At 41.7% G+C, this 23,847-nt stretch carries 25 protein-coding genes and 1 tRNA gene; 20 read left to right on the forward strand and 6 right to left on the reverse strand.

All coding sequences use genetic code 11. From position 1 onward, the window contains the following. Positions 1 to 56 precede the first annotated feature (56 nt). From gla to HMPREF9965_RS08520, 5 genes are all read left to right on the forward strand, one after another. Complete coding sequence (gene gla / locus HMPREF9965_RS08500; protein WP_000348105.1) at positions 57 to 926, forward strand: aquaglyceroporin Gla; 870 nt, start codon at positions 57 to 59, stop codon at positions 924 to 926. A 122-nt stretch (positions 927 to 1,048) separates the two neighbouring features. Further along, a complete protein-coding gene (locus tag HMPREF9965_RS08505; protein ID WP_000993348.1) occupies positions 1,049 to 1,774 on the forward strand; it encodes a CppA N-terminal domain-containing protein in 726 nt (241 codons plus the stop codon). Beyond that, positions 1,771 to 2,706 (forward strand): serine hydrolase domain-containing protein, encoded by a 936-nt coding sequence (locus HMPREF9965_RS08510; protein ID WP_000870779.1) that lies wholly within the window; start codon positions 1,771 to 1,773, stop codon positions 2,704 to 2,706. The genes HMPREF9965_RS08505 and HMPREF9965_RS08510 overlap by 4 nt, the downstream gene beginning before the upstream one ends. 9 nt (positions 2,707 to 2,715) lie before the next feature. Beyond that, entirely contained in the window at positions 2,716 to 3,627 is a 912-nt protein-coding gene (locus HMPREF9965_RS08515) for a DMT family transporter (RefSeq protein ID WP_000031239.1), read from the forward strand. Positions 3,628 to 3,771: 144 nt separating this feature from the next. Continuing rightward, entirely contained in the window at positions 3,772 to 4,530 is a 759-nt protein-coding gene (locus tag HMPREF9965_RS08520; protein ID WP_000698661.1) for a CPBP family intramembrane glutamic endopeptidase, read from the forward strand. Positions 4,531 to 4,578: 48 nt separating this feature from the next. Here HMPREF9965_RS08520 and HMPREF9965_RS08525 read toward each other — a convergent pair whose 3' ends face one another. Together HMPREF9965_RS08525 and rsmG are read right to left on the reverse strand one after the other, a co-directional pair. Next, positions 4,579 to 5,862, reverse strand: a complete 1,284-nt coding sequence (locus HMPREF9965_RS08525) for a uracil-xanthine permease family protein (RefSeq protein WP_004243713.1) — start codon at positions 5,860 to 5,862, stop codon at positions 4,579 to 4,581. A 384-nt stretch (positions 5,863 to 6,246) separates the two neighbouring features. After that, positions 6,247 to 6,960 carry a 16S rRNA (guanine(527)-N(7))-methyltransferase RsmG gene (rsmG, locus tag HMPREF9965_RS08530; RefSeq protein ID WP_000801925.1) on the reverse strand — a complete coding sequence of 238 codons (714 nt, stop codon included), beginning with the start codon at positions 6,958 to 6,960 and terminating at the stop codon, positions 6,247 to 6,249. 93 nt (positions 6,961 to 7,053) lie between these two features. On the opposite strand from rsmG, the gene HMPREF9965_RS08535 reads away from it, so the two are divergent. Continuing rightward, positions 7,054 to 7,614, forward strand: a complete 561-nt coding sequence (locus HMPREF9965_RS08535) for a LemA family protein (protein ID WP_000219838.1) — start codon at positions 7,054 to 7,056, stop codon at positions 7,612 to 7,614. Position 7,615: 1 nt separating this feature from the next. Next, the gene (gene htpX, locus HMPREF9965_RS08540; RefSeq protein WP_000895741.1) at positions 7,616 to 8,515 is read left to right on the forward strand and encodes a zinc metalloprotease HtpX; all 900 of its coding nucleotides are present in this window, start codon (positions 7,616 to 7,618) and stop codon (positions 8,513 to 8,515) included. Between the two features lie 45 nt (positions 8,516 to 8,560). Here htpX and HMPREF9965_RS08545 read toward each other — a convergent pair whose 3' ends face one another. Beyond that, on the reverse strand, positions 8,561 to 10,120 hold the full coding sequence (locus tag HMPREF9965_RS08545; protein ID WP_004243715.1) for an ATP-binding cassette domain-containing protein: 1,560 nt from the start codon (positions 10,118 to 10,120) through the stop codon (positions 8,561 to 8,563). A gap of 338 nt (positions 10,121 to 10,458) precedes the next feature. Then, complete coding sequence (locus HMPREF9965_RS0102500) at positions 10,459 to 10,788, reverse strand: hypothetical protein (protein WP_000389548.1); 330 nt, start codon at positions 10,786 to 10,788, stop codon at positions 10,459 to 10,461. Positions 10,789 to 10,955: 167 nt separating this feature from the next. Between HMPREF9965_RS0102500 and HMPREF9965_RS08550 the strand changes: the two genes are divergently transcribed. The 7 genes from HMPREF9965_RS08550 to HMPREF9965_RS08580 all read left to right on the forward strand — a co-directional run bounded on the left by HMPREF9965_RS08550 (position 10,956) and on the right by HMPREF9965_RS08580 (position 19,960). Continuing rightward, entirely contained in the window at positions 10,956 to 11,498 is a 543-nt protein-coding gene (locus HMPREF9965_RS08550) for a YceD family protein (protein ID WP_000773204.1), read from the forward strand. Beyond that, entirely contained in the window at positions 11,499 to 12,128 is a 630-nt protein-coding gene (gene nth, locus HMPREF9965_RS08555) for an endonuclease III (protein WP_000244438.1), read from the forward strand. 208 nt (positions 12,129 to 12,336) lie between these two features. Further along, positions 12,337 to 12,858: a bifunctional pyr operon transcriptional regulator/uracil phosphoribosyltransferase PyrR gene (gene pyrR, locus HMPREF9965_RS08560; RefSeq protein ID WP_001259298.1), complete on the forward strand. Its 522-nt coding sequence runs from the start codon at positions 12,337 to 12,339 to the stop codon at positions 12,856 to 12,858. A gap of 21 nt (positions 12,859 to 12,879) precedes the next feature. Continuing rightward, entirely contained in the window at positions 12,880 to 13,803 is a 924-nt protein-coding gene (locus HMPREF9965_RS08565) for an aspartate carbamoyltransferase catalytic subunit (RefSeq protein ID WP_001293858.1), read from the forward strand. Positions 13,804 to 13,852: 49 nt separating this feature from the next. Beyond that, positions 13,853 to 14,935 (forward strand): carbamoyl phosphate synthase small subunit, encoded by a 1,083-nt coding sequence (locus tag HMPREF9965_RS08570; RefSeq protein WP_000746723.1) that lies wholly within the window; start codon positions 13,853 to 13,855, stop codon positions 14,933 to 14,935. A gap of 292 nt (positions 14,936 to 15,227) precedes the next feature. After that, positions 15,228 to 18,404 carry a carbamoyl-phosphate synthase large subunit gene (carB, locus tag HMPREF9965_RS08575; RefSeq protein ID WP_004243710.1) on the forward strand — a complete coding sequence of 1,059 codons (3,177 nt, stop codon included), beginning with the start codon at positions 15,228 to 15,230 and terminating at the stop codon, positions 18,402 to 18,404. Between the two features lie 221 nt (positions 18,405 to 18,625). Next, on the forward strand, positions 18,626 to 19,960 hold the full coding sequence (locus HMPREF9965_RS08580) for an Nramp family divalent metal transporter (protein ID WP_000100448.1): 1,335 nt from the start codon (positions 18,626 to 18,628) through the stop codon (positions 19,958 to 19,960). Between the two features lie 121 nt (positions 19,961 to 20,081). On the opposite strand, the gene HMPREF9965_RS08585 is transcribed toward HMPREF9965_RS08580, so the two are convergent. Together HMPREF9965_RS08585 and HMPREF9965_RS08590 are read right to left on the reverse strand one after the other, a co-directional pair. Continuing rightward, entirely contained in the window at positions 20,082 to 20,324 is a 243-nt protein-coding gene (locus tag HMPREF9965_RS08585; RefSeq protein ID WP_000710762.1) for a type B 50S ribosomal protein L31, read from the reverse strand. A 95-nt stretch (positions 20,325 to 20,419) separates the two neighbouring features. Then, positions 20,420 to 21,355, reverse strand: a complete 936-nt coding sequence (locus tag HMPREF9965_RS08590) for a DHH family phosphoesterase (protein ID WP_000401797.1) — start codon at positions 21,353 to 21,355, stop codon at positions 20,420 to 20,422. A 103-nt stretch (positions 21,356 to 21,458) separates the two neighbouring features. Here HMPREF9965_RS08590 and HMPREF9965_RS08595 point away from each other — a divergent pair, with 103 nt between their 5' ends. The 6 genes from HMPREF9965_RS08595 to HMPREF9965_RS08620 all read left to right on the forward strand — a co-directional run bounded on the left by HMPREF9965_RS08595 (position 21,459) and on the right by HMPREF9965_RS08620 (position 23,559). Beyond that, positions 21,459 to 21,902, forward strand: a complete 444-nt coding sequence (locus HMPREF9965_RS08595) for a flavodoxin (protein WP_001162133.1) — start codon at positions 21,459 to 21,461, stop codon at positions 21,900 to 21,902. 117 nt (positions 21,903 to 22,019) lie between these two features. Continuing rightward, a complete protein-coding gene (locus HMPREF9965_RS08600) occupies positions 22,020 to 22,286 on the forward strand; it encodes a chorismate mutase (protein ID WP_001046954.1) in 267 nt (88 codons plus the stop codon). Next, the gene (gene crcB / locus HMPREF9965_RS08605; RefSeq protein WP_004243708.1) at positions 22,283 to 22,657 is read left to right on the forward strand and encodes a fluoride efflux transporter CrcB; all 375 of its coding nucleotides are present in this window, start codon (positions 22,283 to 22,285) and stop codon (positions 22,655 to 22,657) included. The genes HMPREF9965_RS08600 and crcB (HMPREF9965_RS08605) overlap by 4 nt, the downstream gene beginning before the upstream one ends. Beyond that, the gene (crcB, locus tag HMPREF9965_RS08610; RefSeq protein ID WP_000237395.1) at positions 22,651 to 22,980 is read left to right on the forward strand and encodes a fluoride efflux transporter CrcB; all 330 of its coding nucleotides are present in this window, start codon (positions 22,651 to 22,653) and stop codon (positions 22,978 to 22,980) included. The genes crcB (HMPREF9965_RS08605) and crcB (HMPREF9965_RS08610) overlap by 7 nt, the downstream gene beginning before the upstream one ends. Before the next feature lie 118 nt (positions 22,981 to 23,098). After that, positions 23,099 to 23,446 carry a 50S ribosomal protein L19 gene (gene rplS, locus HMPREF9965_RS08615; RefSeq protein WP_001068669.1) on the forward strand — a complete coding sequence of 116 codons (348 nt, stop codon included), beginning with the start codon at positions 23,099 to 23,101 and terminating at the stop codon, positions 23,444 to 23,446. Between the two features lie 41 nt (positions 23,447 to 23,487). Further along, a tRNA-Arg gene (locus tag HMPREF9965_RS08620) sits at positions 23,488 to 23,559 on the forward strand. Positions 23,560 to 23,847: the final 288 nt, after the last annotated feature.

Genomic DNA, 23,847 nt, shown 5'->3' on the forward strand with positions numbered 1-23,847 from the left:
GGCCTAAAAATTGATAGAATAAGGATTGTCTAAAAAAATTAAGGAGAATCTATCAAATGGATTTTACATGGGCTATTAAATATGCCACTGAATTTTTGGGAACTGCCATTCTGATCATTCTTGGTAATGGTGCAGTTGCTAACGTTGAACTTAAAGGTACGAAAGGTCACCAAAGTGGCTGGCTCGTTATCGCGGTTGGTTACGGTATGGGGGTTATGATCCCAGCCTTGATGTTCGGTAATGTATCTGGGAACCACATCAACCCAGCCTTCACACTTGGACTTGCTGTGAGTGGACTTTTCCCTTGGGAACAAGTGCCATATTATATCCTTGCGCAAGTTTTAGGAGCGATTTTTGGTCAAGCTATGGTTGTAGCGACTCACCGTCCATACTACTTGAAAACAGAAAATCCAAACAATATCTTGGGTACTTTCTCAACAATTTCAAGTGTTGATCACGGTACAAAAGAATCACGTTTCGCAGCAAGTGTAAATGGTTTTATCAATGAGTTTGTCGGATCGTTTATTCTGTTCTTTGCAGCCCTAGGAATGACTAAAAACTTCTTTGGTGCTGAGGTTCTTCAATACATGAAACAAATGGCTACTCAAGCTGGTCAAACTGTTGACTTAAGTGAATTGGCAGTAAAAGCTCAAGTAGCACCACACACAGCTGCTGGACTTTCGGTTGCTCATTTAGGACTTGGTTTCCTAGTAATGGCTTTGGTAACTTCACTTGGTGGACCTACTGGACCTGGTTTGAACCCAGCTCGTGACTTTGGACCACGTCTTCTTCACGAACTCCTTCCAAAATCAGTTCTTGGTCAACACAAGGGTGATTCAAAATGGTGGTATGCATGGGTTCCAGTTGTAGCTCCAATTGCAGCAGGTATTGCAGCAGTAGCAGTCTTTAAACTACTTTACCTATAAGAAATGAAACTGGGGAACCCCAGTTTTTTTATCGGAAATTTTTGTAAAAAATTCTAGAATTTAAGTAGAATAGCTTGTAAAAAATCCTAAAATCCTTTAAAATAAAAGAGTTGGAGGAAGCTATGAATGCAAATCAAATGATACAAATTATTCCGACTTTGAAGGTCAATAACCGAAAATTAAATGAAAAATTTTACATTGAAACTCTTGGGATGAAGCCCTTATTAGAAGAATCTGCTTTCCTTTCACTTGGTGACCAAACAGGTGTTGAGAGGTTGATTCTCGAAGAGGCTCCCAGTATGCGAACTCGGAGAGTTGAAGGGCTTAAGAAGTTAGCTAGACTCTTGGTAAAAGTAGAAAATCCTTCAGAAATAGAGGCTCTTCTTTCACAGATGAAGTCTCTTCCTCGCCTGTTTAAAGGAAGCCGTGGTTATGCCTTTGAGATTGTTTCTCCTGAACAGGATGTGATTCTTGTTCATGCGGAAAATCATATGGAAGATTTGATTCCACTGGAAACTGTCCCTGAATTTTCTTCAAATACAAGTATAAAATATTTGAGTCAATTTGAGATTTCTATGGAGTTGCGCTTGCCTGAGGGGACGGAGAGTTTACTTGATCCTGAAAAAGTGGGTACAGTTATCACATTTACTCAAGGGCAAGGGCCAGATTTGGCTATTGAAAACAATGTTACTTGGGACTTGTCTATGCTGAAATTTTTGGTAAAGGATCTAGATTTAACTAGTCTTCGTCAGAAATTTGAAGGCACAGACTATTTTATTCCAAAGTCTGAAAAATTCTTCCTTGGTAAAGATACCAATAACATCGAATTGTGGTTTGAAGAAGCATGAAGTGGGAAAAAATTCAAAGAAAAATAGGAGATCAAATCGAGGCAGGGGTCTATCCCGGGGCCTCTTTTGCGTATTTTAAGGACGGAGAATGGAGAGAATCCTACCTAGGCTTGAGTGATCCCGAGAAAGGATTAAAAACAGAGTCAGGGCTAGTCTATGACTTAGCCAGTGTGAGTAAAGTCGTGGGAGTAGGGACAGTCTTTACCTTCTTGTGGCAACAAGGTAAATTAAATATTGATCGACCAGTGACGGATTTTTTAGCTGAATGTGATTACCCAGATATCACTATTCGTCAACTTTTGACCCATGCTACAGACTTAGATCCCTTTATTCCCAATCGGGACCAGTTAAGTGCTGAGGAGTTAAGAGAGGCCATGTTTCATCTGAATAGACGTAGTCAGCCTACTTTTCTATATTCGGATGTTCACTTTTTACTCTTAGGCTTTCTTTTGGAAAAAATCTTTGACCAAGACTTGGATCAGATCATACAGAAGCAAGTTTTGAACCCATGGGGGATGAAGGAAACAGTGTTTGGCCCCGTTGAGTTTGCTGTACCAACAGTGAGAGGAGTGGAGGCAGGCAGTATTCACGATCCCAAAGCTCGTCTTTTGGGCAAACATGCTGGAAGTGCTGGTTTGTTTTCAACTGTTAAGGATTTACAAAACTTTCTGGAGCATTACTTGAAAGATGATTTTGCAGCAGATTTGAGCCGAAATTACTCTCCCTTAGATGATAAGGAGCGTTCGTTAGCCTGGAATCTGGAGGGGACCTGGCTCGACCATACGGGCTATACAGGTACCTTCATCATGTGGAATAGAGAGAAACAAGAAGCCGCTATCTTTTTATCCAATCGAACGTATGAGAAGGATGAGCGTGCCCAGTGGATAATCGATCGAAACCAAGTCATGGATATGATTCGTAGGGTAGAGTAGGGAGAAAGCATGTCAAAAGACGTAAAAGGAACGCTATTTACAGTAGTTGCAGGCATTGCTTGGGGCTTGTCTGGAACCAGTGGCCAATACCTGATGGCACACGGAATTTCCGCTTTAGTCTTGACCAATCTGCGGCTCATTATTGCAGGATTGGCTCTGGTTTTTTTAACTTATGCGACTTCAAAGGATAAACTCTATGCTTTTTTAAAAGACAGAAAAAGCCTTTTCTCTCTCTTGTTATTTGCCTTGTTTGGACTTTTCTTAAACCAGTTTGCCTATCTCTCTGCCATTCAGGAAACCAATGCTGGAACGGCGACGGTTCTCCAGTATGTATGTCCTGTTGGGATCTTGATTTATACTTGTATCAAGGACAAGGTAGCACCGACTCTGGCTGAGATTATTTCAATTGGTTTAGCAATTGGAGGAACTTTTCTTATCGCGACTCATGGGGAACTTGACCAGTTGTCGGTCACACCTGCGGGTCTTTTCTGGGGGCTCTTTTCTGCCTTGACCTACGCCCTTTATATCATTCTTCCTATCACTTTGATTAAGAAATGGGGAAGCATGTTGGTGATTGGTGTGGGCATGGTTATTTCTGGTGTAGGGGCTATTCCCTTTACAGGGGTTTTGCAGGCCAGTATACCGACCAGCTTGGATTTTCTTTTTGCATTTGCTGGCATTATCATCATTGGAACGGTCTTTGCCTATACAGCTTTCCTAAAGGGAGCTAGTATGATAGGCCCTGTTAAGTCCAGTTTATTGGTTTCCATAGAGCCCATCTCTGCTGTTTTCTTTGCCTTTCTGATTATGAAAGAGCAATTCTATGCAATTGATTTTGTCGGTATGGCTATGATTTTACTTGCGGTAGTCATCATTTCTTTGAAAGATTTGTTGATAGAAAATAAACAGAAGGTTGAATGAGAAACTAGTTACTCGTAAAAAGTGGTTGGTTTGAATATCCTATCGAAATATTGATTACAAATAAGGAATAGGGGTAGAATTTTATAAAATTTTAAGTTTCTTTTCTTACAATAAACCAATCTTTAATTGCTAGAAGGAGGAAATATGAAAATTTTACAAAGCATTCACCCAACTAAGCCCCTGCGCTACTTGAGATGGTTTGATATTCTGATTATTACAGTTCTAATGTTTGGTCAGTTTATCATTCGCTCAACGAAGCTCTTTTTAGCAAGTATATTTCCGACAGGTCTGTCAACTACAATGGATACGGCAAGTAATACTGCTGGCGAGGGAGTAGGCTATTTGAGCAACTTCACCCTGCAAGTGATACTTCTGACCTTGACCTTTCTTTACCTTTTGATTCGGAATTATGATTTCAAACAACTTCCCATTCGTTGGACCTGGTCCCTTCTCTTTTGGGTTCCTTTTATATTTGCCATTGTGGGATTGTTTGGAGACCTGGTGACGACACTAACTGGTGAATACAATTACTTAAATCCAGCTCTTTTTGCCCACATAGATCCCATGGAAATTATACGGAAATTCCTAGCGCTTAGTCCGATGGCAATTGCCTATGCCTTGCTAAATGGCTTCTATGAAGAGTTTTTCTTTCTAGGATTATTGACCTCAGTGAAAGAAAAGAACAAGTGGTGGGTTTTGCTTTATTCTACCATCATTCGGATTTCTTTTCACACTTATCAAGGATTGGTGTGGGCACTGGTTATTGGTGTCGTTTATGGCCTATTCTATTATTTTCTTTACAAGTATAAGGTTAAAAATCTTTTGCCATTTTTCCTCATGCATGCTCTAGCAGATATGTTTGGTTCTAGCCTCATGTATCTCTTGATTGCCTGGGGAAGGTAAGAATCAGAAAAATCCACTCAATTGAGTGGATTTTTTGTGTATAGATGACTAGTCTTTATTTTCGTGTGGCAAAATCAAGTTTAAGATGATACCTGTCATAGCTGATAAGGCAGTACCTGAAAGGGTAACTGGTCCTACTTTGAGGATGGCTCCACCAAGTCCAAGTACGAGCATTGCACTAGCAATGATGAGGTTACGCATTTGACTAAAGTCAACACGCTCCTTGATCAAGACTTTCAAACCGTTGCTGGCGATAACTCCGTAGAGAAGGATAGACATCCCACCAAGTACAGCACTAGGGATTGTTGAGATCAAGGCAGTAAATTTACCAAGGAAGCTAAGAGCAATTGCGATAAAGGCAGCGTTACGGATAACAGAGACAGAAGCGATACGAGTCATACCGATAACTCCTGTATTTTCGCCGTAAGTCGTATTAGCTGGTCCACCGAGGAAGGCAGATACAGATGTTGCGATACCGTCACCGAGAAGTGTACGGTGAAGACCTGGTTCTTTCAGGAATTGACGCCCACAGATTTGACTTAGGACGGTATGGTCACCGATGTGCTCAGAGATGGTTACGATTGCGATTGGCAAGATAGCGATTGTTTCAGGACCAAAGTAGAGGTTGTACTCTTTGAAGGCCCCGCCTGTACTAAATGGCAAGTAGAAACCAGGAATTTCAAACCAGTTGGCTTCTAAGACTGGAGTAAAGTCAACTAAACCAAGTGTCACTGCGAAGATGTACCCACCGATGATGGCAAAGAGGAAAGGAATGATACGAAGGAAACCTTTTCCTTTTGTATTGATAAAGGCGGCAATCAAGAACGTCACGACAGCTACAAGAGCGTTCTTCCAGTTTCCGTCTGCTACAAGTCCAGCGTTCGTAACAGCTGAATTTGCCAGTCCAAGACCGATAACGATGATCATGGGTCCGATAATGATTGGTGGTAAGAGTTTATCGATCCATTTTGTACCTGCAAAACGAACACTTGCAGCCACAAGGACATAAACCAAACCAGTCAGGATAACCCCTGTTTGAGCGGCCGATACATCGCCACCCATCTCTTTCATAGCTAGAGACATGGCCGTGATAAAGGCGAAGGATGATCCGAGATAGACTGGAACTTTAAAGCCAGTTGATATCATGTAGATGAGTGTCCCAACACCTGATGCAAAGAGAGCAACAGATACAGGCATTCCCAAAATTAAGGGAACTAGGATGGTTGCACCAAACATGGCAAAAACGTGCTGGAAGCTTAAAAGAATACCTTTACCAGCTGAAGGACGTTGGTCAACGTCTAGTAACAAATCAATAGTTGATTCTTGTTTCATATAAACCTCACTTTTGGGCATCAAAAAAGAGCCCATTATTTTACAGCAATAGGCTCTCAGAGTAAGACTTCTTTAAAAAAGATTATTCCATTCTTAAAGAACTTCATATATTTATGCGTCTTCGTCACCTCACGGGATGACATTAAAAACCTTTGCTTAGGATAGTATAGCAGAAAAAAATGATTTTGTAAATCATTTTTTCCCGAGCCCAGAAATGTAAGAGCGAGGAATGATTTTGTAAATCATTTTTTCCCGAGCCCAGAAATGTAAGAGCGAGGAATGATTTTGTAAATCATTTTTTCCGAGCCTAAAAATGTAAGAGCGAGGAATGATTTTGTAAATCATTTTTATTCAACTTTAAACAAGGGCGTGCTATTGATAGGATTAAAGCGGGCGTTTGTTGGGCATGCCAGCCTTTCTTGGGTACTTGTTAGGCGTCTCCTTTTTCTTTTCGACCACAGTGATGTAGCGCGGATCTCCATTTGGGAGGGCATAGCTGAGGTTGTCCTCTACCTTGCTAAAGAGGAGGTTGAGAGCATTCTTGGCTTCAGATAATTCCTCAGGAGCATTGCTGGCCTTGAGTGCCAATAGTTTTCCGCCGACTTTAAGATAAGGAATGGTCAGCTCAGACAAAACCCGCATACGGGCAACCGCACGAGCCGTCACCACATCAAACTGGGCACGAAAGTTCTTGTCTTGAGCAAAGTCTTCTGCCCGTCCATGGTAGAAGTGAACACCATCCAAATCCAACTCCTGAGCCAATAGTTGAAGGAAGTTGATGCGCTTATTGAGCGAATCAATGATGGTCACATCTAACTGAGGATAGAGGATTTTCATAGGAAGACTAGGAAATCCTGCCCCAGCCCCGATATCAAGAAGTTTGATAGTTTCATTTGAAATCAAGCCTTGTAGGATGGGGGCAATCGAATCATAAAAGTGTTTAAGGTAGACTTCTTCTTTGTCTGTAATAGCAGTCAAGTTAATCTTTTCATTCCACTCGACCAAGAGTTCAAAATACCGTTCAAATTGTTCTTTTTGCTGATCAGAAAGTGGAAGATTTTGCTCCGCTAGCAAGTCGTAAAATGTTTCTGGTTTCATAGTTATTTCCTTCTCTAGTATCATCTTATTTTACCATATTCATTAAAATTTTGATATACTGGTATTAATCTAAAAGCAGAAAGGAATAAGATTATGACTTGGATTATTCTTGGAGTTTTGGCTCTTATTGTTATTTTTGTGATTGTTAGCTATAACGGTTTGGTTAAAAATCGTATGCAAACCAAGGAGGCTTGGAGCCAGATCGATGTTCAGTTGAAGCGTCGTAATGATCTCCTCCCAAACTTGATTGAAACAGTCAAAGGCTATGCCAAATATGAGGGTTCTACCTTGGAAAAGGTGACAGAACTTCGTAGACAAGTAGCCGCAGCAACCTCACCAGCTGAAGCGATGAAGGCCAGTGATGCCCTTACTCGCCAGATTTCTGGAATCTTTGCAGTAGCAGAGAATTACCCAGACTTGAAAGCTAGTGCTAACTTTATCAAGTTGCAAGAAGAGTTGACAAATACAGAAAATAAAATCTCCTACTCACGCCAACTCTACAACAGTGTTGTCAGCAACTACAATGTAAAACTTGAAAGTTTCCCAAGTAACATCATCGCAGGACTATTTGGCTTTAAGGCTGCAGACTTCCTTCAAACACCTGAAGAGGAAAAGGCAGTTCCTAAAGTTGACTTTAGCGGTTTAGGTGACTAAGATGCTGTTTGATCAAATTGCGAGCAATAAACGGAAAACCTGGATTTTGTTGCTGGTTTTCTTCCTACTCTTGGCCTTGGTTGGTTATGCGGTTGGCTATCTCTTCATGCGTTCAGGTCTTGGAGGCATCATCATAGCCCTAATCATCGGTCTTGTCTATGCCTTAACCATGATTTTCCAATCGACAGAGATTGTCATGTCTATGAATGGGGCGCGTGAAGTTGATGAGCAAACGGCACCAGACCTCTACCATGTAGTAGAAGATATGGCCATGGTCGCTCAGATTCCCATGCCGCGTGTTTTCATCATTGAGGATTCTTCCTTAAATGCCTTTGCAACAGGTTCCAACCCTCAGAATGCGGCAGTTGCGGCCACTTCGGGTCTTCTAGCGATCATGAATCGTGAGGAGCTAGAAGCAGTTATGGGGCATGAAGTCAGTCATATCCGAAACTACGATATCCGCATTTCGACCATTGCTGTTGCCCTTGCTAGTGCCATTACACTGCTATCTAGTATGGCTGGTAGGATGATGTGGTGGGGTGGCTCTGGTCGAAGACGGAATGATAATGATCGTGATGGAAATGGTCTAGAGATTATCATGCTTGTTATCTCTCTCTTAGCCATTGTTTTGGCTCCCCTAGCAGCAACCTTGGTGCAATTAGCCATTTCCCGTCAGCGAGAATTTTTAGCGGATGCATCCAGTGTGGAGCTGACTCGCAATCCTCAAGGGATGATCAATGCCTTGCGCAAGTTGGACAATAGCGAGCCGATGCATCACCATGTCGATGATGCCAGCAGCGCTCTTTATATCAATGATCCCAAGGAAGGTGGCGGACTACAAAAACTCTTTTATACCCATCCACCTATCTCAGAACGAATCGAACGCTTGAAACAAATGTAAACAAAATCCAGAGAAATTTCTCTGGATTTTTGCCATGTTCAAAAGTTATAAATCTTGTAAATCAACAACTTTCAAACCATTTTCTGTCAAACGATAGATACTCGTACAGACCTCCTTTAAGAAGCGTCTGTCATGCGAAACAGTGATCAGACCGCCGGGATAAGAGGCAAAGAGTTTTCTGATTTCGGGTTGAGAAGTGGGAGAAAAGTTTCGTGTGGGTTCATCGAGAAGGAGAAAGTTTGGTCTTCGTAGAACTAAATCCAAAAGAAGCAGTTTTCCCTGTTGACCACCAGATAAGGAGCGGATTTGGTGCTGCATTTCTGGATAACTGAAGTTGAGGCTAGCCAAGTGGGATTGGATTTTCTGTAGTTCCTCTTTTTGTCCAGTTTGGCTGAGGTAGGCTACTGGAGATAAATCCAATTGCAATTTTTTATGGTAATCTTGTGGCATAAAACCAAGGGAAATTTCTCTTTTGTCGCTTAGCAGTTGCTGTAACTTGTCTAACAGGGTCGATTTCCCAATACCATTAGGCCCGATGATACCGATTTTTTCTTGGCCACGGACAGTGAGTTGCAACTCCTGAGCTAAAATGCGCTCGCCAATGGACAACTTTTCCTTTTCTAGTTGGATTAAGACTTTAGAAGCCGCTAATGGTTGGATATCTGAGAAGAAGAGTTGGATTTGTTCCTCTTCAAGTGGCTTTTGTGTCATGGACTGAGCTGCCTTTTCGTAGCGTTTTTCTTGAGAAAGGACATTTTTCATCTTTTTAGCCAATAGGCGCCCAGCAACATCATTTTTAGTATTTCGCAAAGCATTTTCTACATTCTGCTTAACGCGACGATGCTTTTCCATGCTTTTATCATGGGCTCGTTGGTCGTTAGCAGCTTGCTGGATTTGTCTGGCAAAACTAGCCTTCCTCTGGTCACTATAGCTATCGTAGTCTAAATGCTCTACTAGCGTTTCCGCTTCTTTCCGATGCTTGACCAGTCGCAAGTGGACAATAGTATCTGCCGTTTGAGAGAGAAAGTCTTCATCGTGCGAAATAAAAATAACTGTTTGCCTGCTCTTTCGAATCTGACTTTTTAGCCAATCAACAGTCTCAAGGTCCAGGTCATTTGAAGGTTCATCTAAAAAAAGAATCTCAAATGGTTTGGCTAACTCATGGATGAGTTGAACTTTCAAAGCTTCGCCCCCTGAGAGGCTCCCAATCTTTTGGTCACTAGCGAAGCGATCACTATCAAAATGTAACTCCTCAGCCAAACGATAGAGGATACTGTAGTCTAAATCAGCGGAATCTAAAAAGAAGTAGTCGTGTAGAGTTCTATTTTTTAGCTCCTCAGGTAACTTTTGAGGAATGTAGGCCAGTGACTGAAGGTCAGACTGGATGTCTCCTTTGATAGTGAAATCAGGCAAAGCTTCCCTCATTAAAGCTCGTAGCAAGGTTGATTTGCCATTTCCTTCTTCACCAATAATAGCAACCTTTTCCCCGTCTTGGATAGTCATGGTTAGGTTAGAAACAAGCTCTCGTAGATCTTTGTTTTGTGTGATGGTCAGATGATTGATTTTTATCATATTCTTGCCCTTTCTAGAATGTCCATTGTGCATAACAAAAAGCTCTACTTTACCTAGTAGAGCCCAAAGTCACTGTCAAAAACTCCATTATCCACGTCGAAAATCTCTTCAAACTAGCTTAGACTTGCCTAATCCAACCCAAGAGGAGCAGATGGTTAGCTTTCTAGTTTTTTGATTTTCAAAGTGGATAAAGCACTAGATGATCTAGTACAAAAAGAGCATGCAAAAAGAGACAAAAACACGATCTACTAAATAAAGTTTCTTTATTTGATAGACTTAGTTGTTCATGTCTCCCTTACCTCCGAGTATTAGTACCTCTATCCTATACCTTTTAGGAAATTTTGTCAATAGAAAATCCAAAATTCTAAACTCTAAAATCCAAAAACAGGTCCATAGAGAGTCAGTACGTGTTTGACATGTTCGTAATGGAACTTATCATAGTTGCGCCAAGCGGTGCGTGCTTGGTCGTTTAGTTTTAGGCTCCCCAGTCCAATCAGTAGACTGGTACGTTGGTAAAATTTCTCAAGGTCGATTAAGATACTGTTGTCAAGCTTTTCCGCTTTTTTAAGTTCCTTGAGAGTGCTGTTCAGCAGTTCTTGTAGACGGAAATCATCGGCTGTACCTTGTTTGCAGCTTTGGTAGCTTTTATTTAACTCGGATAGGAGTTGGTAAGCTTCAGTGATGAGTGCTTTGTCTTCCATATGAGCATCCTCCTTGCTCTGATGCATTCTTGCCTATAGTATAGCACTAAACAGAAAATATGTCATAGTAAATATGTTAAAAACGAGATTTTAATATCAAAGTTTGGAAGGCTGAGTTATAGCCTTTTCATGGTATAATCAAGTGAGTAAATCTTTATGGAGGAAATATGAAGTTAAACATTCAAGAAATTCGTAAGCAGCCTGAAGGCCTACACTTTGAACAAACTTTAGACCTTGTCGCAGACTTACGTACCCGTAATCAAGAAATTTTAGATGTCAAAGATATCGTAGCAGTGGGAAAGGTCCAGTACGAAGACCGTATGTATTTCCTAGATTATCAGTTATCTTATACCATCGTTCTTGCTTCCAGCCGCAGTATGGAGCCAGTTGAGTTGGCAGAGTCTTATCCAGTCACAGAGGTTTTCATGGAGGGAGCGACCAACCAACTAGATCAAGAAGTTTTAGATGATGACTTGGTCTTGCCTATCGAAAATGGGGAAATCGACCTTGCTGAGAGCGTAGCAGATAATATCTTGCTCAATATTCCAATCAAGGTCTTGACGGCAGAAGAAGAGGCGGGACAAGGTTTTGTGTCTGGAAATGACTGGCAAATCATGACTGAGGAAGAATACCAGGCCCAACAAGCAGTCAAGAAAGAAGAAAACAGTCCATTTGCAGGCTTGCAAGGACTATTTGATGGAGACGAGTAGATGGTTTTATCCAAGAAACGTGCCCGTCATGTCATAGAGGAAATTATCGCCCTTTTTCCAGATGCTAAGCCTAGTCTTGATTTTACCAATCATTTTGAACTCTTGGTTGCAGTGATGTTGTCAGCTCAGACGACAGATGCCGCAGTCAATAAGGCCACACCAGGCCTCTTTGCAGCCTTTCCAACGCCTCAAGCCATGTCTGTCGCGACTGAAAGTGAAATTGCCTCACACATTTCCCGTCTAGGACTTTATCGCAATAAAGCTAAATTTCTTAAAAAATGTGCCCAGCAGTTACTAGACGATTTTAATGGTCAAGTGCCTCAGACTCGAGAGGAATTAGAAAGCCTAGCAGGTGTTGGACGCAAAACAGCCAACGTAGTCATGAGTGTGGGCTTTGGAATTCCAGCCTTTGCAGTTGATACTCATGTTGAGCGTATCTGTAAGCATCACGATATCGTTAAAAAATCAGCTACGCCCCTCGAAGTAGAAAAACGTGTCATGGATGTTCTGCCTCCAGAGAAATGGTTGGCAGCCCATCAGGCTATGATTTACTTTGGACGGGCTATCTGTCACCCAAAGAACCCAGAATGCGATCACTATCCACAATTATATGATTTTAGTTCGTTATAAGATGAAAATTTTATGTTTTTTTCTTGCATTGCCCCTTTCTTTGTGATATAGTAATAACAATAAAATATTCCTTTAAACCTGTCCCGTGAGGCAGGCAAGGAGTCGGATCAATAGATAGCAGAAGTCTATACTCTTTACAGTAGAGCTGGCTTGGCTATACATTCTGAAGTCTCCTTGTTAAGGAGACTTTTCTTTTTGGAGGTTTGTCATGAGGACAAAAGAAGTTGTAGACGAATTGACCGTCAAACGAGCGATTACTCGGATTACCTACGAGATTATTGAGCGAAACAAAGATTTGAATAAAATCGTTTTGGCTGGTATTAAAACGCGAGGTGTCTTTATCGCTCGCCGTATCCAAGAACGTTTGGAACAGTTAGAATCTCTTTCAGTTCCAGTGGTAGAACTGGATACCAAGCCTTTCCGTGACGATGTCAAAAGTGGAGAAGATACCTCTGTAATCTCTGTTGATGTGACAGATCGGGAAGTCATCTTGGTGGACGATGTACTCTACACTGGTCGGACTATCCGAGCTGCTATTGACAACATCGTCAGCCATGGTCGCCCTGCTCGTGTGAGTTTGGCAGTCTTGGTTGATCGTGGCCACAGAGAACTTCCAATCCGTCCGGACTATGTTGGAAAAAACATCCCAACCAGTCGTTCTGAAGAAATTATCGTAGAGATGACAGAACTAGATGGACAAGACAGAGTACTAATCACAGAACAAGCCTAAAACACTAAAAGGAGTAAAAAAATGTCAGAAAATCAACAAGCTTTGCAACACGTAGTTTCTATGGAAGACCTTACTGTAGAACAAGTAATGAAATTGATCAAACGCGGAATTGAATTTAAAAATGGAGCGAGTGCTTCTTATGAGGAACAGCATATCGTTTCCAACCTTTTCTTTGAAAGTTCAACTCGTACCCACAAATCCTTTGAGGTAGCAGAATTGAAACTTGGACTTGATCTATTGGATTTCGATGTGAAGACCAGTTCAGTGAATAAGGGTGAAACACTCTATGACACGATTTTGACGCTGTCTGCACTAGGAGTAGATGCCTGTGTCATTCGTCACCCAGAGGTGGACTACTACAGAGAATTGATTGCTAGCCCGACCATCACAACTTCTATTATCAATGGTGGGGACGGTTCAGGGCAACACCCTAGCCAAAGTTTGCTTGATTTGATGACAATTTATGAAGAATTTGGACATTTTGAAGGTCTTAAGGTGGCTATCGCTGGCGACCTAAACCACTCACGGGTAGCTAAGTCTAATATGCAAATCCTTAAACGCTTGGGAGCAGAGCTTTACTTTGCAGGTCCTGAGGAATGGAGAAGTGAGGAATTTGAACATTACGGTCGCTTTGTATCAATTGATGAGGTGATTGATCAAGTAGATGTTATGATGTTTCTTCGTGTGCAGCATGAACGTCATGAAATTGTGACAGGATTTTCAAAAGAAGACTATCATATTCAGCATGGTTTGACACAAGAGCGCTATGACCGCTTGAAAGAAAAAGCAATCCTCATGCACCCAGCTCCAGTCAATCGTGATGTGGAAATCGCTGATCACTTGGTAGAAGCACCGAAATCACGCATTGTTCAGCAAATGACCAACGGTGTCTTTGTCAGAATGGCAATTTTAGAATCTGTGTTGGCCTATAGAAAAGCAAAATAAGGCACAAAGCGTTAAAAGATGTCTGAGAGCATCAACGAGAGGTGAGTAGATGAAAAAACGACTTCTAGTATTAGAAGATGGTACAGTATTTGAAGGCCAGGCCTTCGGAGCAGATATTGATGTAACAGGTGAAATCGTCTTTAATACAGGGATGACCGGTTACCAAGAATCCATAACAGACCAGTCTTACAATGGACAAATCTTAACCTTTACCTATCCTTTGGTGGGAAATTATGGAATTAACCGTGACGACTACGAGTCAATCACTCCTACCTGTAAGGGAGTAGTAGTTTTTGAAGAAGCGCGTAGAGCCAGCAACTGGCGCAATCAAATGACCTTGGATGAATTTTTGAAAGCCAAGAAAATTCCAGGTATCTCAGGAATTGACACACGTGCTCTGACAAAAATTATCCGTAAGCATGGTACCATGCGTGCAACCCTTACGCATGTTGGTGATACCATGGATCATATCATAGACCAGCTCCAAGCGACAGTTCTACCGACAGATAATATCAAGCAAGTATCTACTAAGACAGCTTATCCTGCTCCTGGAGTTGGATTGAGTGTCGTATTGGTCGACTTTGGTCTCAAACACTCCATCTTACGCGAACTTTCTAAACGTAATTGTAACGTGACCGTTGTTCCATACACAACAACAGCAGAAGAAATTCTCCATCTCCATCCTGACGGGGTCATGTTGTCAAACGGTCCAGGTAACCCAGAAGATGTTCCCCAGGCACTCGATATGATTCGTGGTGTGCAAGGGGAAATTCCTATCTTTGGTATCTGTATGGGTCACCAACTTTTTGCTATGGCAAATGGAGCCAAGACCTACAAGATGAAGTTTGGTCATCGTGGATTTAACCACGCGGTGCGTGAGATTGCAACAGGCCGAGTAGACTTTACTAGCCAGAATCATGGTTATGCGGTTAGCCGTGAGGATTTGCCAGAGCATTTGATTATTACCCACGAAGAAATCAATGACAAGTCAGTTGAAGGCGTGCGTCACAGATACCAACCAGGTTTCTCTGTGCAATTCCACCCAGATGCAGCTCCAGGACCGCACGATGCAAGCTATCTCTTTGATGAATTTATCGAAATGATGGAGTCGTTTAAATCTGCTAATCGCTGATATAGGAAACTCTGTCAGAGGCTTGTCGAATAAAAAGGCAAGTCCTTTCTTTTAGTTGAGCAATGAGATGCTGAACATTTTCACACTCGATTTATTATTGAAAAATCATCGGAGAATTTATTTAATGTCGCCCTGTGAGGCGACGAATAGAAAGGAGAAGGGTGGTCCGTATTTGCTGAACTGAATACGGGCTACGGACGGTGCTAAAAAGATAGTTATTCCTAGAACTTATAGTTCTTCGTCATAACTCCTATTTTAGCTTTGTCCGCTTGACGCCCTTAATATCTTATAAATGCCTAAACGTACTGATATTCAAAAAATTATGGTGATTGGTTCTGGTCCGATTATTATTGGTCAGGCTGCTGAGTTTGACTACGCTGGGACCCAGGCCTGCTTGTCTTTGAAAGAGGAAGGTTATGAAGTTGTCTTGGTAAACTCAAACCCTGCAACCATCATGACGGACAAGGAGATTGCGGATAAGGTCTACATCGAGCCGATTACACTTGAGTTTGTGACACGTATTCTCCGTAAGGAACGTCCAGATGCCTTGCTGCCTACTCTCGGTGGTCAGACAGGGCTCAATATGGCTATGGAATTGTCTAAAAATGGCATCTTAGATGAGCTTGGAGTAGAGCTTCTGGGTACTAAACTATCTGCCATTGACCAAGCTGAGGACCGTGATCTCTTTAAACAATTGATGGAAGAGCTTGAGCAGCCAATTCCAGAATCTGAAATTGTCAACACAGTGGAGGAAGCTGTTGCTTTTGCGGCATCAATCGGCTATCCAGTCATTGTCCGTCCAGCCTTTACCCTAGGTGGTACTGGTGGTGGTATGTGTGCCAACGAGGAAGAACTACGTGAAATCGCTGAAAATGGGTTGAAATTGTCACCTGTTACCCAATGTTTGATTGAACGTTCGATTGCAGGCTTCAAGGAAATCGAGTACGAAGTCATGCGCGATTCAGCTGACAATGCCCTCGTTGTTTGTAACATGGAAAACTTTGACCCAGTGGGGATTCATACAGGGGATTCTATCGTATTTGCTCCTGCGCAAACCATGTCAGACTATGAAAACCAAATGCTACGTGACGCGAGCTTGAGCATTATCCGCGCTCTCAAGATTGAAGGTGGATGTAACGTTCAGCTGGCCCTTGATCCCCATAGCTTCAAGTACTATGTTATCGAAGTAAACCCGCGTGTATCGCGTTCGTCAGCCCTTGCTTCTAAGGCGACGGGTTATCCGATTGCTAAATTGGCAGCTAAGATTGCCGTCGGTTTGACCCTAGATGAGGTCATCAATCCAGTTACAGGTTCAACCTACGCCATGTTTGAACCAGCCCTGGACTATGTAGTTGCCAAGATTCCTCGTTTCCCATTCGACAAGTTTGAAAAGGGTGAGCGCCGTCTTGGTACCCAGATGAAAGCGACTGGGGAAGTCATGGCTATCGGTCGCAACATTGAGGAATCTCTTCTAAAAGCCTGTCGCTCACTTGAAATTGGGGTTCACCACAATGAAATGCCTGAACTTGCAACCGTTTCTGATGATGCCTTGATTGAAAAAGTTGTCAAAGCCCAAGATGATCGTCTCTTCTACGTATCAGAGGCCATTCGCCGTGGCTACACACCAGAAGAAATTGCTGAATTGACTAAGATTGATATCTTTTATCTAGATAAACTCTTGCACATCTTTGAAATTGAGCAAGAATTGGGTGCCCATCCACAAGATCTAGAAGTCTTGAAAACTGCCAAAATCAATGGTTTCTCAGACCGTAAGATTGCTGAACTCTGGGAAACGACAGCTGGCCAGGTTCGCCACCTTCGCTTGGAAAACAAGATTGTCCCAGTTTACAAGATGGTCGATACCTGTGCGGCGGAGTTTGACTCTGAAACACCATACTTTTATTCAACCTATGGATGGGAAAATGAGTCTATCAAGTCTGATAAGGAAGCTGTACTTGTCCTAGGTTCAGGTCCAATCCGTATCGGTCAAGGGGTTGAGTTTGACTACGCAACTGTTCACTCTGTTAAGGCTATTCAAGCTGCTGGTTATGAGGCCATCATCATGAATTCAAACCCAGAGACCGTTTCTACGGACTTCTCTGTATCTGATAAGCTCTACTTTGAACCATTGACATTCGAAGATGTCATGAATGTCATTGATCTTGAGCAACCAAAAGGTGTTATTGTTCAGTTTGGTGGTCAAACAGCTATCAATCTTGCTGAGCCATTGGCAAAAGCAGGTGTTACCATCCTTGGTACGCAAGTCGCTGACCTAGACCGTGCCGAAGACCGTGACCTCTTTGAGCAAGCCCTTAAAGACTTGGATATTCCACAGCCACCTGGTCAAACAGCAACTAATGAAGAAGAAGCAGTGCTTGCAGCTCGCAAGATTGGCTTCCCAGTCCTCGTTCGCCCATCTTATGTCTTGGGTGGACGTGCCATGGAAATCGTTGAAAACGAAGAAGACCTCCGTTCTTACATGCGTACCGCTGTTAAGGCAAGTCCAGATCATCCAGTTCTTGTTGATTCTTACATCGTTGGGCAAGAGTGTGAAGTTGATGCCATCTCAGATGGAAAAAATGTCCTCATCCCTGGTATCATGGAGCATATCGAACGTGCCGGTGTCCACTCAGGTGACTCAATGGCTGTCTATCCTCCACAAACCTTGTCGCAAAAGGTGCAAGAAACAATCGCTGACTATACTAAACGCCTAGCAATCGGTCTTAACTGTCTTGGTATGATGAACATCCAGTTTGTCATCAAGGATGAAAAAGTCTATGTTATTGAGGTCAATCCACGTGCCAGCCGTACGGTTCCATTCCTTTCTAAGGTAACTAATATTCCTATGGCTCAGGTAGCGACTAAGCTCATTCTTGGGCAAAGTCTTGAAGAACTTGGCTACCAAGATGGACTTTACCCTGAAAGTACACGCGTTCATATCAAGGCACCAGTCTTCTCCTTCACCAAGTTAGCTAAGGTAGATAGCTTACTCGGTCCTGAAATGAAGTCAACAGGTGAAGTCATGGGATCTGATGCAACTCTAGAAAAAGCCCTCTATAAAGCCTTTGAAGCTTCTTACCTCCATTTGCCAACCTTTGGAAATGTAGTCTTTACCATAGCAGATGATGCCAAAGAAGAAGCCTTGGACTTGGCTCGCCGTTTTCAAAATATCGGTTATGGTATTCTCGCGACAGAAGGGACAGCATCTTTCTTTGCCAGTCATGGACTGCATGCTCAACCTGTTGGTAAGATTGGTGATGATGAGAAGGATATCCCAAGCTTTGTCCGCAAAGGGAAAATTCAAGCGATCATCAATACTGTCGGAACCAAACGAACTGCTGACGAAGATGGTGAGCAAATTCGCCGTTCAGCCATTGAACACGGTGTGCCACTCTTTACAGCCCTAGACACAGCAGATGCCATGCTCAAGGTATTAGAAAGTCGCAGTTTTGTCACAGAAGCGATCTAGTTGAGAAATATTTTTCACAGTTTTAAAGCCAGCGTCAAAAAACGCTGGCTTTTACAATACTGATATTGCCTATTTCAACTATCATTTGTTTTCTTAGGAATCATTCTAAAATGTGATATAATAAGGGTGAATTGGAAATAGGTAAACTATTTTCACCATTCTTTCAAAAAAATATTCTATTAAGAAATATGTAAAGACAGATTAGAAAGTGGGAAATCCCTATGTCCTCTTATGAAAAAGTCTCTCTTTCTGAGATCAATCAATCTATTGAGACTCCAAATAACAATCATTTTTGGCAAAATCTAAAAGCATTCTTAGGACCTGGTGCACTTGTGGCAGTTGGCTACATGGATCCTGGAAACTGGATCACCAGTGTGGTTGGTGGTGCCTCCTACAAGTACAGCCTTTTATTTGTTATTTTAATTTCATCCATCATTGCTATGCAGCTACAACAGATGGCTGGGAAGCTCGGTATCGTGACTAGGATGGACCTAGCGCAGGCCACAGCTCATCATGCTCCCAAGTGGATTCGCTATAGTTTGTGGGTGATTTTAGAATTAGCTTTAATGGCGACAGACTTGGCTGAGGTTCTAGGTTCAGCGATTGCCTTAAATCTTTTGTTTAAAATACCGATTATGATTGCTATCCTCTTAACCGTTTTAGATGTGTTTCTTTTGTTGTTGTTGATGAAATTTGGTTTCAAAAAAATTGAAGCTATTGTTACGACCCTTATTTTAACCATATTAGCCATCTTTACCTATCTTGTGGCCTTATCCAATCCAAGTATCCAGGGGATCATTGGTGGTTATTTGCCAACTTCAACTTTATTTGAAACACCGTTACCGGGTCATGAAAGTCAATTGACCTTGGCTCTAGGGATTGTAGGAGCGACAGTCATGCCCCATAATCTCTATCTCCATTCCTCTCTATCCCAAACAAGGAAAATCAATCACAAAGATAAGAAGGATGTTCGAAAAGCCGTGCGTTTTATGACCTGGGATTCAAATCTTCAGTTGTCCCTAGCCTTTATTGTTAATTCCTTGCTGCTCATTTTAGGTGCCTCCCTCTTTTTTGGTCATGCATCTGAAATTTCAGCTTTCTCCCAAATGTACAATGCTTTACAGGATTCGACAATAGCAGGAGCGATAGCCAGCTCAACCTTGTCAACTTTATTTGCTCTAGCCCTCTTAGCAAGTGGTCAAAATTCGACCATTACAGGCACTTTGACAGGACAGATTGTCATGGAAGGTTTCTTACATCTAAGATTGCCTCAGTGGCTTATCCGTATCGGTACCCGTATTTTTGCCTTGCTACCTGTGATTATAGTCGCCGTTTTATTTGGACATCAAGAAAAAACCTTGGATCAGTTATTGGTCTATTCACAGGTCTTTCTTTCAATCGCTCTTCCGTTTTCAATTTTCCCCTTGATTTATCTAACCTCTAAAAAGTCACTGATGGGAGAATTCACCAATGCCAAGTGGAACACAATCCTAGGATACGCAGTTTCCATTATCTTAACTATTCTCAATATCAAACTTCTTTTTGATATTTTTTAAACTTGTTCAAATTAGTTTTCGGCACTAGCTTGAAGCTTGATATTGAGATAATAGTAGTGGTTGGTTCATAAAAACATAAAAAGAAGTAAAAAAAGAACAGTGGTAACTGTTCTTTTTATGATTATTTGAGACCGTATTTTTTGTTGAAACGATCCACACGTCCATCTGCTTGGGTGAACTTTTGACGTCCAGTGTAGAATGGGTGTGAGTCTGATGAAATTTCCACACGGATCAATGGGTAAGTTTCGCCTTCGAACTCAACAGTTTCGTTAGAGCGCTTAGTTGAACCGCTAAGGAATTTGTAACCAGTAGTTGTGTCCATGAAGACAACTGGGCGATATTCTGGATGGATATCTTTTTTCATTTTGCAATATTTCCTTTCTGCCATGGTCTCTTTGCGAGCCATAGATTGTTACCTTACTAGTCTATCAGATTCTGATAAGTTTGGCAAGTATTTTATCAGTTTTTAAGCAAGTTTTTTAACTTTTGATAGATGATTTCGTTTTCTTCTAGGCTATAGGAATTGGCGCCACTGGCTAATGGATGTCCTCCTCCGTCGTGTTGTTTGGCAATTTCATTGATAGGGGTCATTTTACTGCGCATACGCACACGGAAGTGACCATCAGCTTGCTCAACAAAGATAGCCCAAGCCTTAACGGTATCGATTCGACCAGGTGCTCCAACAATCGCTGCTGTTTCAGCGTCCGTAACCTTATATTCTTTCAGGATTTCTTGAGTAAGCAGAACGCGTGCGACTCCATTCACATCAACTTCCAAATGATCATAGACAAAACCTTGCAATTTTGCAATCTTGAAGCTCATGGTATCCATTTGACGAGACAACCCAGCAAAGTCAAAATCAACTTCTCGGAGCTGGCCAGCTATTCTAAAGGTACGGGCACTAGTTGACGGGTAGAGAAAACGCCCTGTGTCTCCGACAATTCCTGCATAGAGAAGTCGTGCCGCTTCGCTAGACAAAGTTAGTTGGTTTTCTTGAGCAAATAGAGCAATCATCTCACTGGCACTGCTTGAACTTGTATCCACCCAAGATAGGTCGCCATAAACATCATCATTAGGATGATGATCGATTTTGATGGTGAAATCAGCTTGTTCATAGCGTTTATCATCGATACGAGGACGATTCGCTGTATCACAAATAATAGCAAGGGCTCCTTGGTAGTCACTGTCTTGGACAGTATCCATTTCCGCCATCCAAGTTAGAGTTGGTTCGTTATAACCGACTGCTTTGATGGTCTTTTCTGGAAAATGGTGTGTGAGAAGAGCTTTCAAGCCCACTTGGCTCCCTAAGGCATCAGGGTCTGGTTTCATATGACGATGAATGATGACGGTATCGTATTCTTTGATTTTCTCTAAAATTTGCTGACAAATTTCCATAAATAACCTCAATTCTTTCTCATTTCATTGTAGCACAAGAATTTTTATTTTTAAAATGAAAAAGATATGATATAATGGAGAAAGATAAATTGAGGAGGACGATATGGCATTAGCAAAAATTGTATTTGCCAGTATGACCGGTAATACCGAAGAAATTGCAGATATTGTTGCAGACAAATTGCGTGAATTAGGCTTGGATGTCGATGTGGATGAGTGTACAACTGTTGACGCTTCAGACTTCTTAGAAGCAGACATCGCTATCGTTGCGACCTATACTTATGGTGATGGAGAATTACCAGATGAGATGATGGACTTCTACGAAGATTTGGCTGACCTCAACTTGAATGGGAAAATCTATGGAGTTGTTGGTTCAGGTGACACCTTCTACGACGAATTCTGTAAGGCTGTCGATGACTTTGATCGCGTTTTTGTAGCGACAGGAGCAGAAAAAGGTTCAGAGTGTGTTAAAGTTGATCTTTCTGCCGAAGAAGAAGACATCGAACGCTTGGAACAATTCGCAGAAGAATTGGCTGCAAAAGTAGGATAAGAATCAAACTGCGCTGACTGGAAGGAGTCGGTGCGTTTTTTTATTAGTTATTTTGGGATTTTACTAGCCTATTTAGAAGCTTTTTGATACAATAATTCAAATAAAGGAGAAGACTGTATGAATTTAGATATTATTCGGCAAGAAATTGATCAAATCGACGACCAGATCGTCAAGCTCCTAGAAGAACGAATGCACCTAGTTGAAGGGGTTGTCGCTTATAAAAAAGCATCTGGTAAGCCAATCTTAGATTCTAAGAGAGAAGAAGTTATTTTTGAAAAAGTCAAAAATCGAGTAGAAGATAAGCGCTATCAAGAAACCATTGTTGCGACTTTTTCAGATATTCTTAAACGTTCGCGTGATTATCAGGATCAAAACATCAAATGAAAAGAGAACAATTTTATCCGCTAGGGATTTTTCTAGCTGCCATGTTGGGAGGCCTTGTCCGCTACCTGCTTTCCACTTGGTTACCAGTCAGTCCAGACTTTCCTTGGGGAACCCTCCTTGTCAACTATATGGGCATTTTCTGCCTGGTCTATCTGGTGAAAGGCTTTCTGGTCTATAAGGGAACTAGTAAAGGCTTGGTTTTGGCGCTGGGGACAGGATTTTGTGGTGGGCTAACAACTTTTTCTAGTCTGCTTTTGGATGCTGTGAAATTGCTCGATACCCAGCGTTATCTTAGTTTGGGCATCTACCTACTTTTGAGTATTGGCGGAGGTCTGCTCTTGGCTTATGTTCTAGGGAGGAAGAAATGGTAATCGTTTATCTTGCAATTGCTTGTGGGTTCGGAGCCTTGGTTCGTTATTTCTTTTCCCGCTATAATCAAGCTTCAAAATTACCTTTAGGGACTCTCATAGCCAATCTTCTAGGATGTTTTTTAATTGGCCTACTCTACAATCATGTGGAGTCCAAGGAAGTCTATGCTATCCTTGCGACAGGTTTTTGTGGTGGGTTGACGACCTTTTCAACCTTGAATGACGAGCTGCAAAGACTATTAAGTGACAAGAAGGTGTTTTATAGCTACTTTCTCTTAACTTATATAGGCGGTTTTCTAGCGATTTTTTTAGGAATTCTGCTATAAATTCCTTTACTTTTAGGTGGAAATTTGGTAAACTGTATCTTGTGTGTAATGGACGCACAAAAATACAGTTTATCCGCTGAGGAAGGTTCCTCAAGATTGACAAAGATAGGAGAATAAAATGAATCCATTAATCCAAAGCTTGACTGAAGGTCAACTTCGTACAGATATCCCATCATTCCGTCCTGGTGACACTGTTCGTGTACACGCGAAAGTTGTCGAAGGAAACCGTGAACGTATCCAGATTTTTGAAGGTGTTGTTATCGCACGTAAAGGTGCTGGCATCTCAGAAAACTACACAGTTCGTAAAATCTCTAACGGTGTAGGTGTTGAGCGTATCTTCCCAATCCACACTCCACGTGTTGAAAAGATCGAAGTTGTTCGTTACGGTAAAGTACGTCGTGCGAAATTGTACTACTTGCGTGCTCTTCAAGGTAAAGCAGCTCGTATCAAAGAAATCCGTCGTTAATTCGACTAAAAACTCTGCTCATCCAGCAGAGTTTTTCTCTAGCTCCCTTAGTTCAATGGATATAACAACTCCCTCCTAAGGAGTAGTTGCAGGTTCGATTCCTGCAGGGGGCAGTAATTCAAACAAAAAGCACTGAATGATCAGTGTTTTTTTGTCTTAAAATGGAAACCATTTCAGATGAAAATGGAGGTGTGGTATAATAGACGTAGAATGTTTAGGAGAAAGAAATGAAAAAAGGATTATTTTGGGTTGTTAGTGTAATGCTAATGCTTTTGACACTTTTTGCACTGAATGGATGTACTTTAGGTGAAGAAACTATTCCCAAAAACAGAACAAAAGAACAGTACGAATTTGAAAAAACGTTTGAACCTATGTTTAAATTTTTAGAACAAGACAAGAAA

The organism is Streptococcus mitis bv. 2 str. SK95, assembly GCF_000222705.1.
In the GTDB taxonomy this organism is placed as follows: Bacteria; Bacillota; Bacilli; order Lactobacillales; family Streptococcaceae; genus Streptococcus; species Streptococcus mitis_AY.

Bases quoted from the DNA above. Each gene is read 5' to 3' on its own strand.
- carB (WP_004243710.1), top strand. From the start codon at position 15,228: ATGCCTAAACGTACTGATATTCAAAAAATTATGGTGATTGGTTCTGGT.
- HMPREF9965_RS08525 (WP_004243713.1), bottom strand. From the start codon at position 5,862: ATGAAACAAGAATCAACTATTGATTTGTTACTAGACGTTGACCAACGT.
- HMPREF9965_RS08545 (WP_004243715.1), bottom strand. From the start codon at position 10,120: ATGCACAATGGACATTCTAGAAAGGGCAAGAATATGATAAAAATCAAT.
- crcB (WP_000237395.1), top strand. From the start codon at position 22,651: ATGGTAATCGTTTATCTTGCAATTGCTTGTGGGTTCGGAGCCTTGGTT.
- HMPREF9965_RS08505 (WP_000993348.1), top strand. From the start codon at position 1,049: ATGAATGCAAATCAAATGATACAAATTATTCCGACTTTGAAGGTCAAT.
- HMPREF9965_RS08585 (WP_000710762.1), bottom strand. From the start codon at position 20,324: ATGAAAAAAGATATCCATCCAGAATATCGCCCAGTTGTCTTCATGGAC.
- HMPREF9965_RS08565 (WP_001293858.1), top strand. From the start codon at position 12,880: ATGTCAGAAAATCAACAAGCTTTGCAACACGTAGTTTCTATGGAAGAC.
- HMPREF9965_RS0102500 (WP_000389548.1), bottom strand. From the start codon at position 10,788: ATGGAAGACAAAGCACTCATCACTGAAGCTTACCAACTCCTATCCGAG.
- HMPREF9965_RS08520 (WP_000698661.1), top strand. From the start codon at position 3,772: ATGAAAATTTTACAAAGCATTCACCCAACTAAGCCCCTGCGCTACTTG.
- rplS (WP_001068669.1), top strand. From the start codon at position 23,099: ATGAATCCATTAATCCAAAGCTTGACTGAAGGTCAACTTCGTACAGAT.
- nth (WP_000244438.1), top strand. From the start codon at position 11,499: ATGGTTTTATCCAAGAAACGTGCCCGTCATGTCATAGAGGAAATTATC.
- rsmG (WP_000801925.1), bottom strand. From the start codon at position 6,960: ATGAAACCAGAAACATTTTACGACTTGCTAGCGGAGCAAAATCTTCCA.
- HMPREF9965_RS08595 (WP_001162133.1), top strand. From the start codon at position 21,459: ATGGCATTAGCAAAAATTGTATTTGCCAGTATGACCGGTAATACCGAA.
- HMPREF9965_RS08590 (WP_000401797.1), bottom strand. From the start codon at position 21,355: ATGGAAATTTGTCAGCAAATTTTAGAGAAAATCAAAGAATACGATACC.
- HMPREF9965_RS08580 (WP_000100448.1), top strand. From the start codon at position 18,626: ATGTCCTCTTATGAAAAAGTCTCTCTTTCTGAGATCAATCAATCTATT.
- HMPREF9965_RS08510 (WP_000870779.1), top strand. From the start codon at position 1,771: ATGAAGTGGGAAAAAATTCAAAGAAAAATAGGAGATCAAATCGAGGCA.
- pyrR (WP_001259298.1), top strand. From the start codon at position 12,337: ATGAGGACAAAAGAAGTTGTAGACGAATTGACCGTCAAACGAGCGATT.
- HMPREF9965_RS08600 (WP_001046954.1), top strand. From the start codon at position 22,020: ATGAATTTAGATATTATTCGGCAAGAAATTGATCAAATCGACGACCAG.
- htpX (WP_000895741.1), top strand. From the start codon at position 7,616: ATGCTGTTTGATCAAATTGCGAGCAATAAACGGAAAACCTGGATTTTG.
- crcB (WP_004243708.1), top strand. From the start codon at position 22,283: ATGAAAAGAGAACAATTTTATCCGCTAGGGATTTTTCTAGCTGCCATG.
- HMPREF9965_RS08535 (WP_000219838.1), top strand. From the start codon at position 7,054: ATGACTTGGATTATTCTTGGAGTTTTGGCTCTTATTGTTATTTTTGTG.
- HMPREF9965_RS08570 (WP_000746723.1), top strand. From the start codon at position 13,853: ATGAAAAAACGACTTCTAGTATTAGAAGATGGTACAGTATTTGAAGGC.
- HMPREF9965_RS08515 (WP_000031239.1), top strand. From the start codon at position 2,716: ATGTCAAAAGACGTAAAAGGAACGCTATTTACAGTAGTTGCAGGCATT.
- HMPREF9965_RS08550 (WP_000773204.1), top strand. From the start codon at position 10,956: ATGAAGTTAAACATTCAAGAAATTCGTAAGCAGCCTGAAGGCCTACAC.
- gla (WP_000348105.1), top strand. From the start codon at position 57: ATGGATTTTACATGGGCTATTAAATATGCCACTGAATTTTTGGGAACT.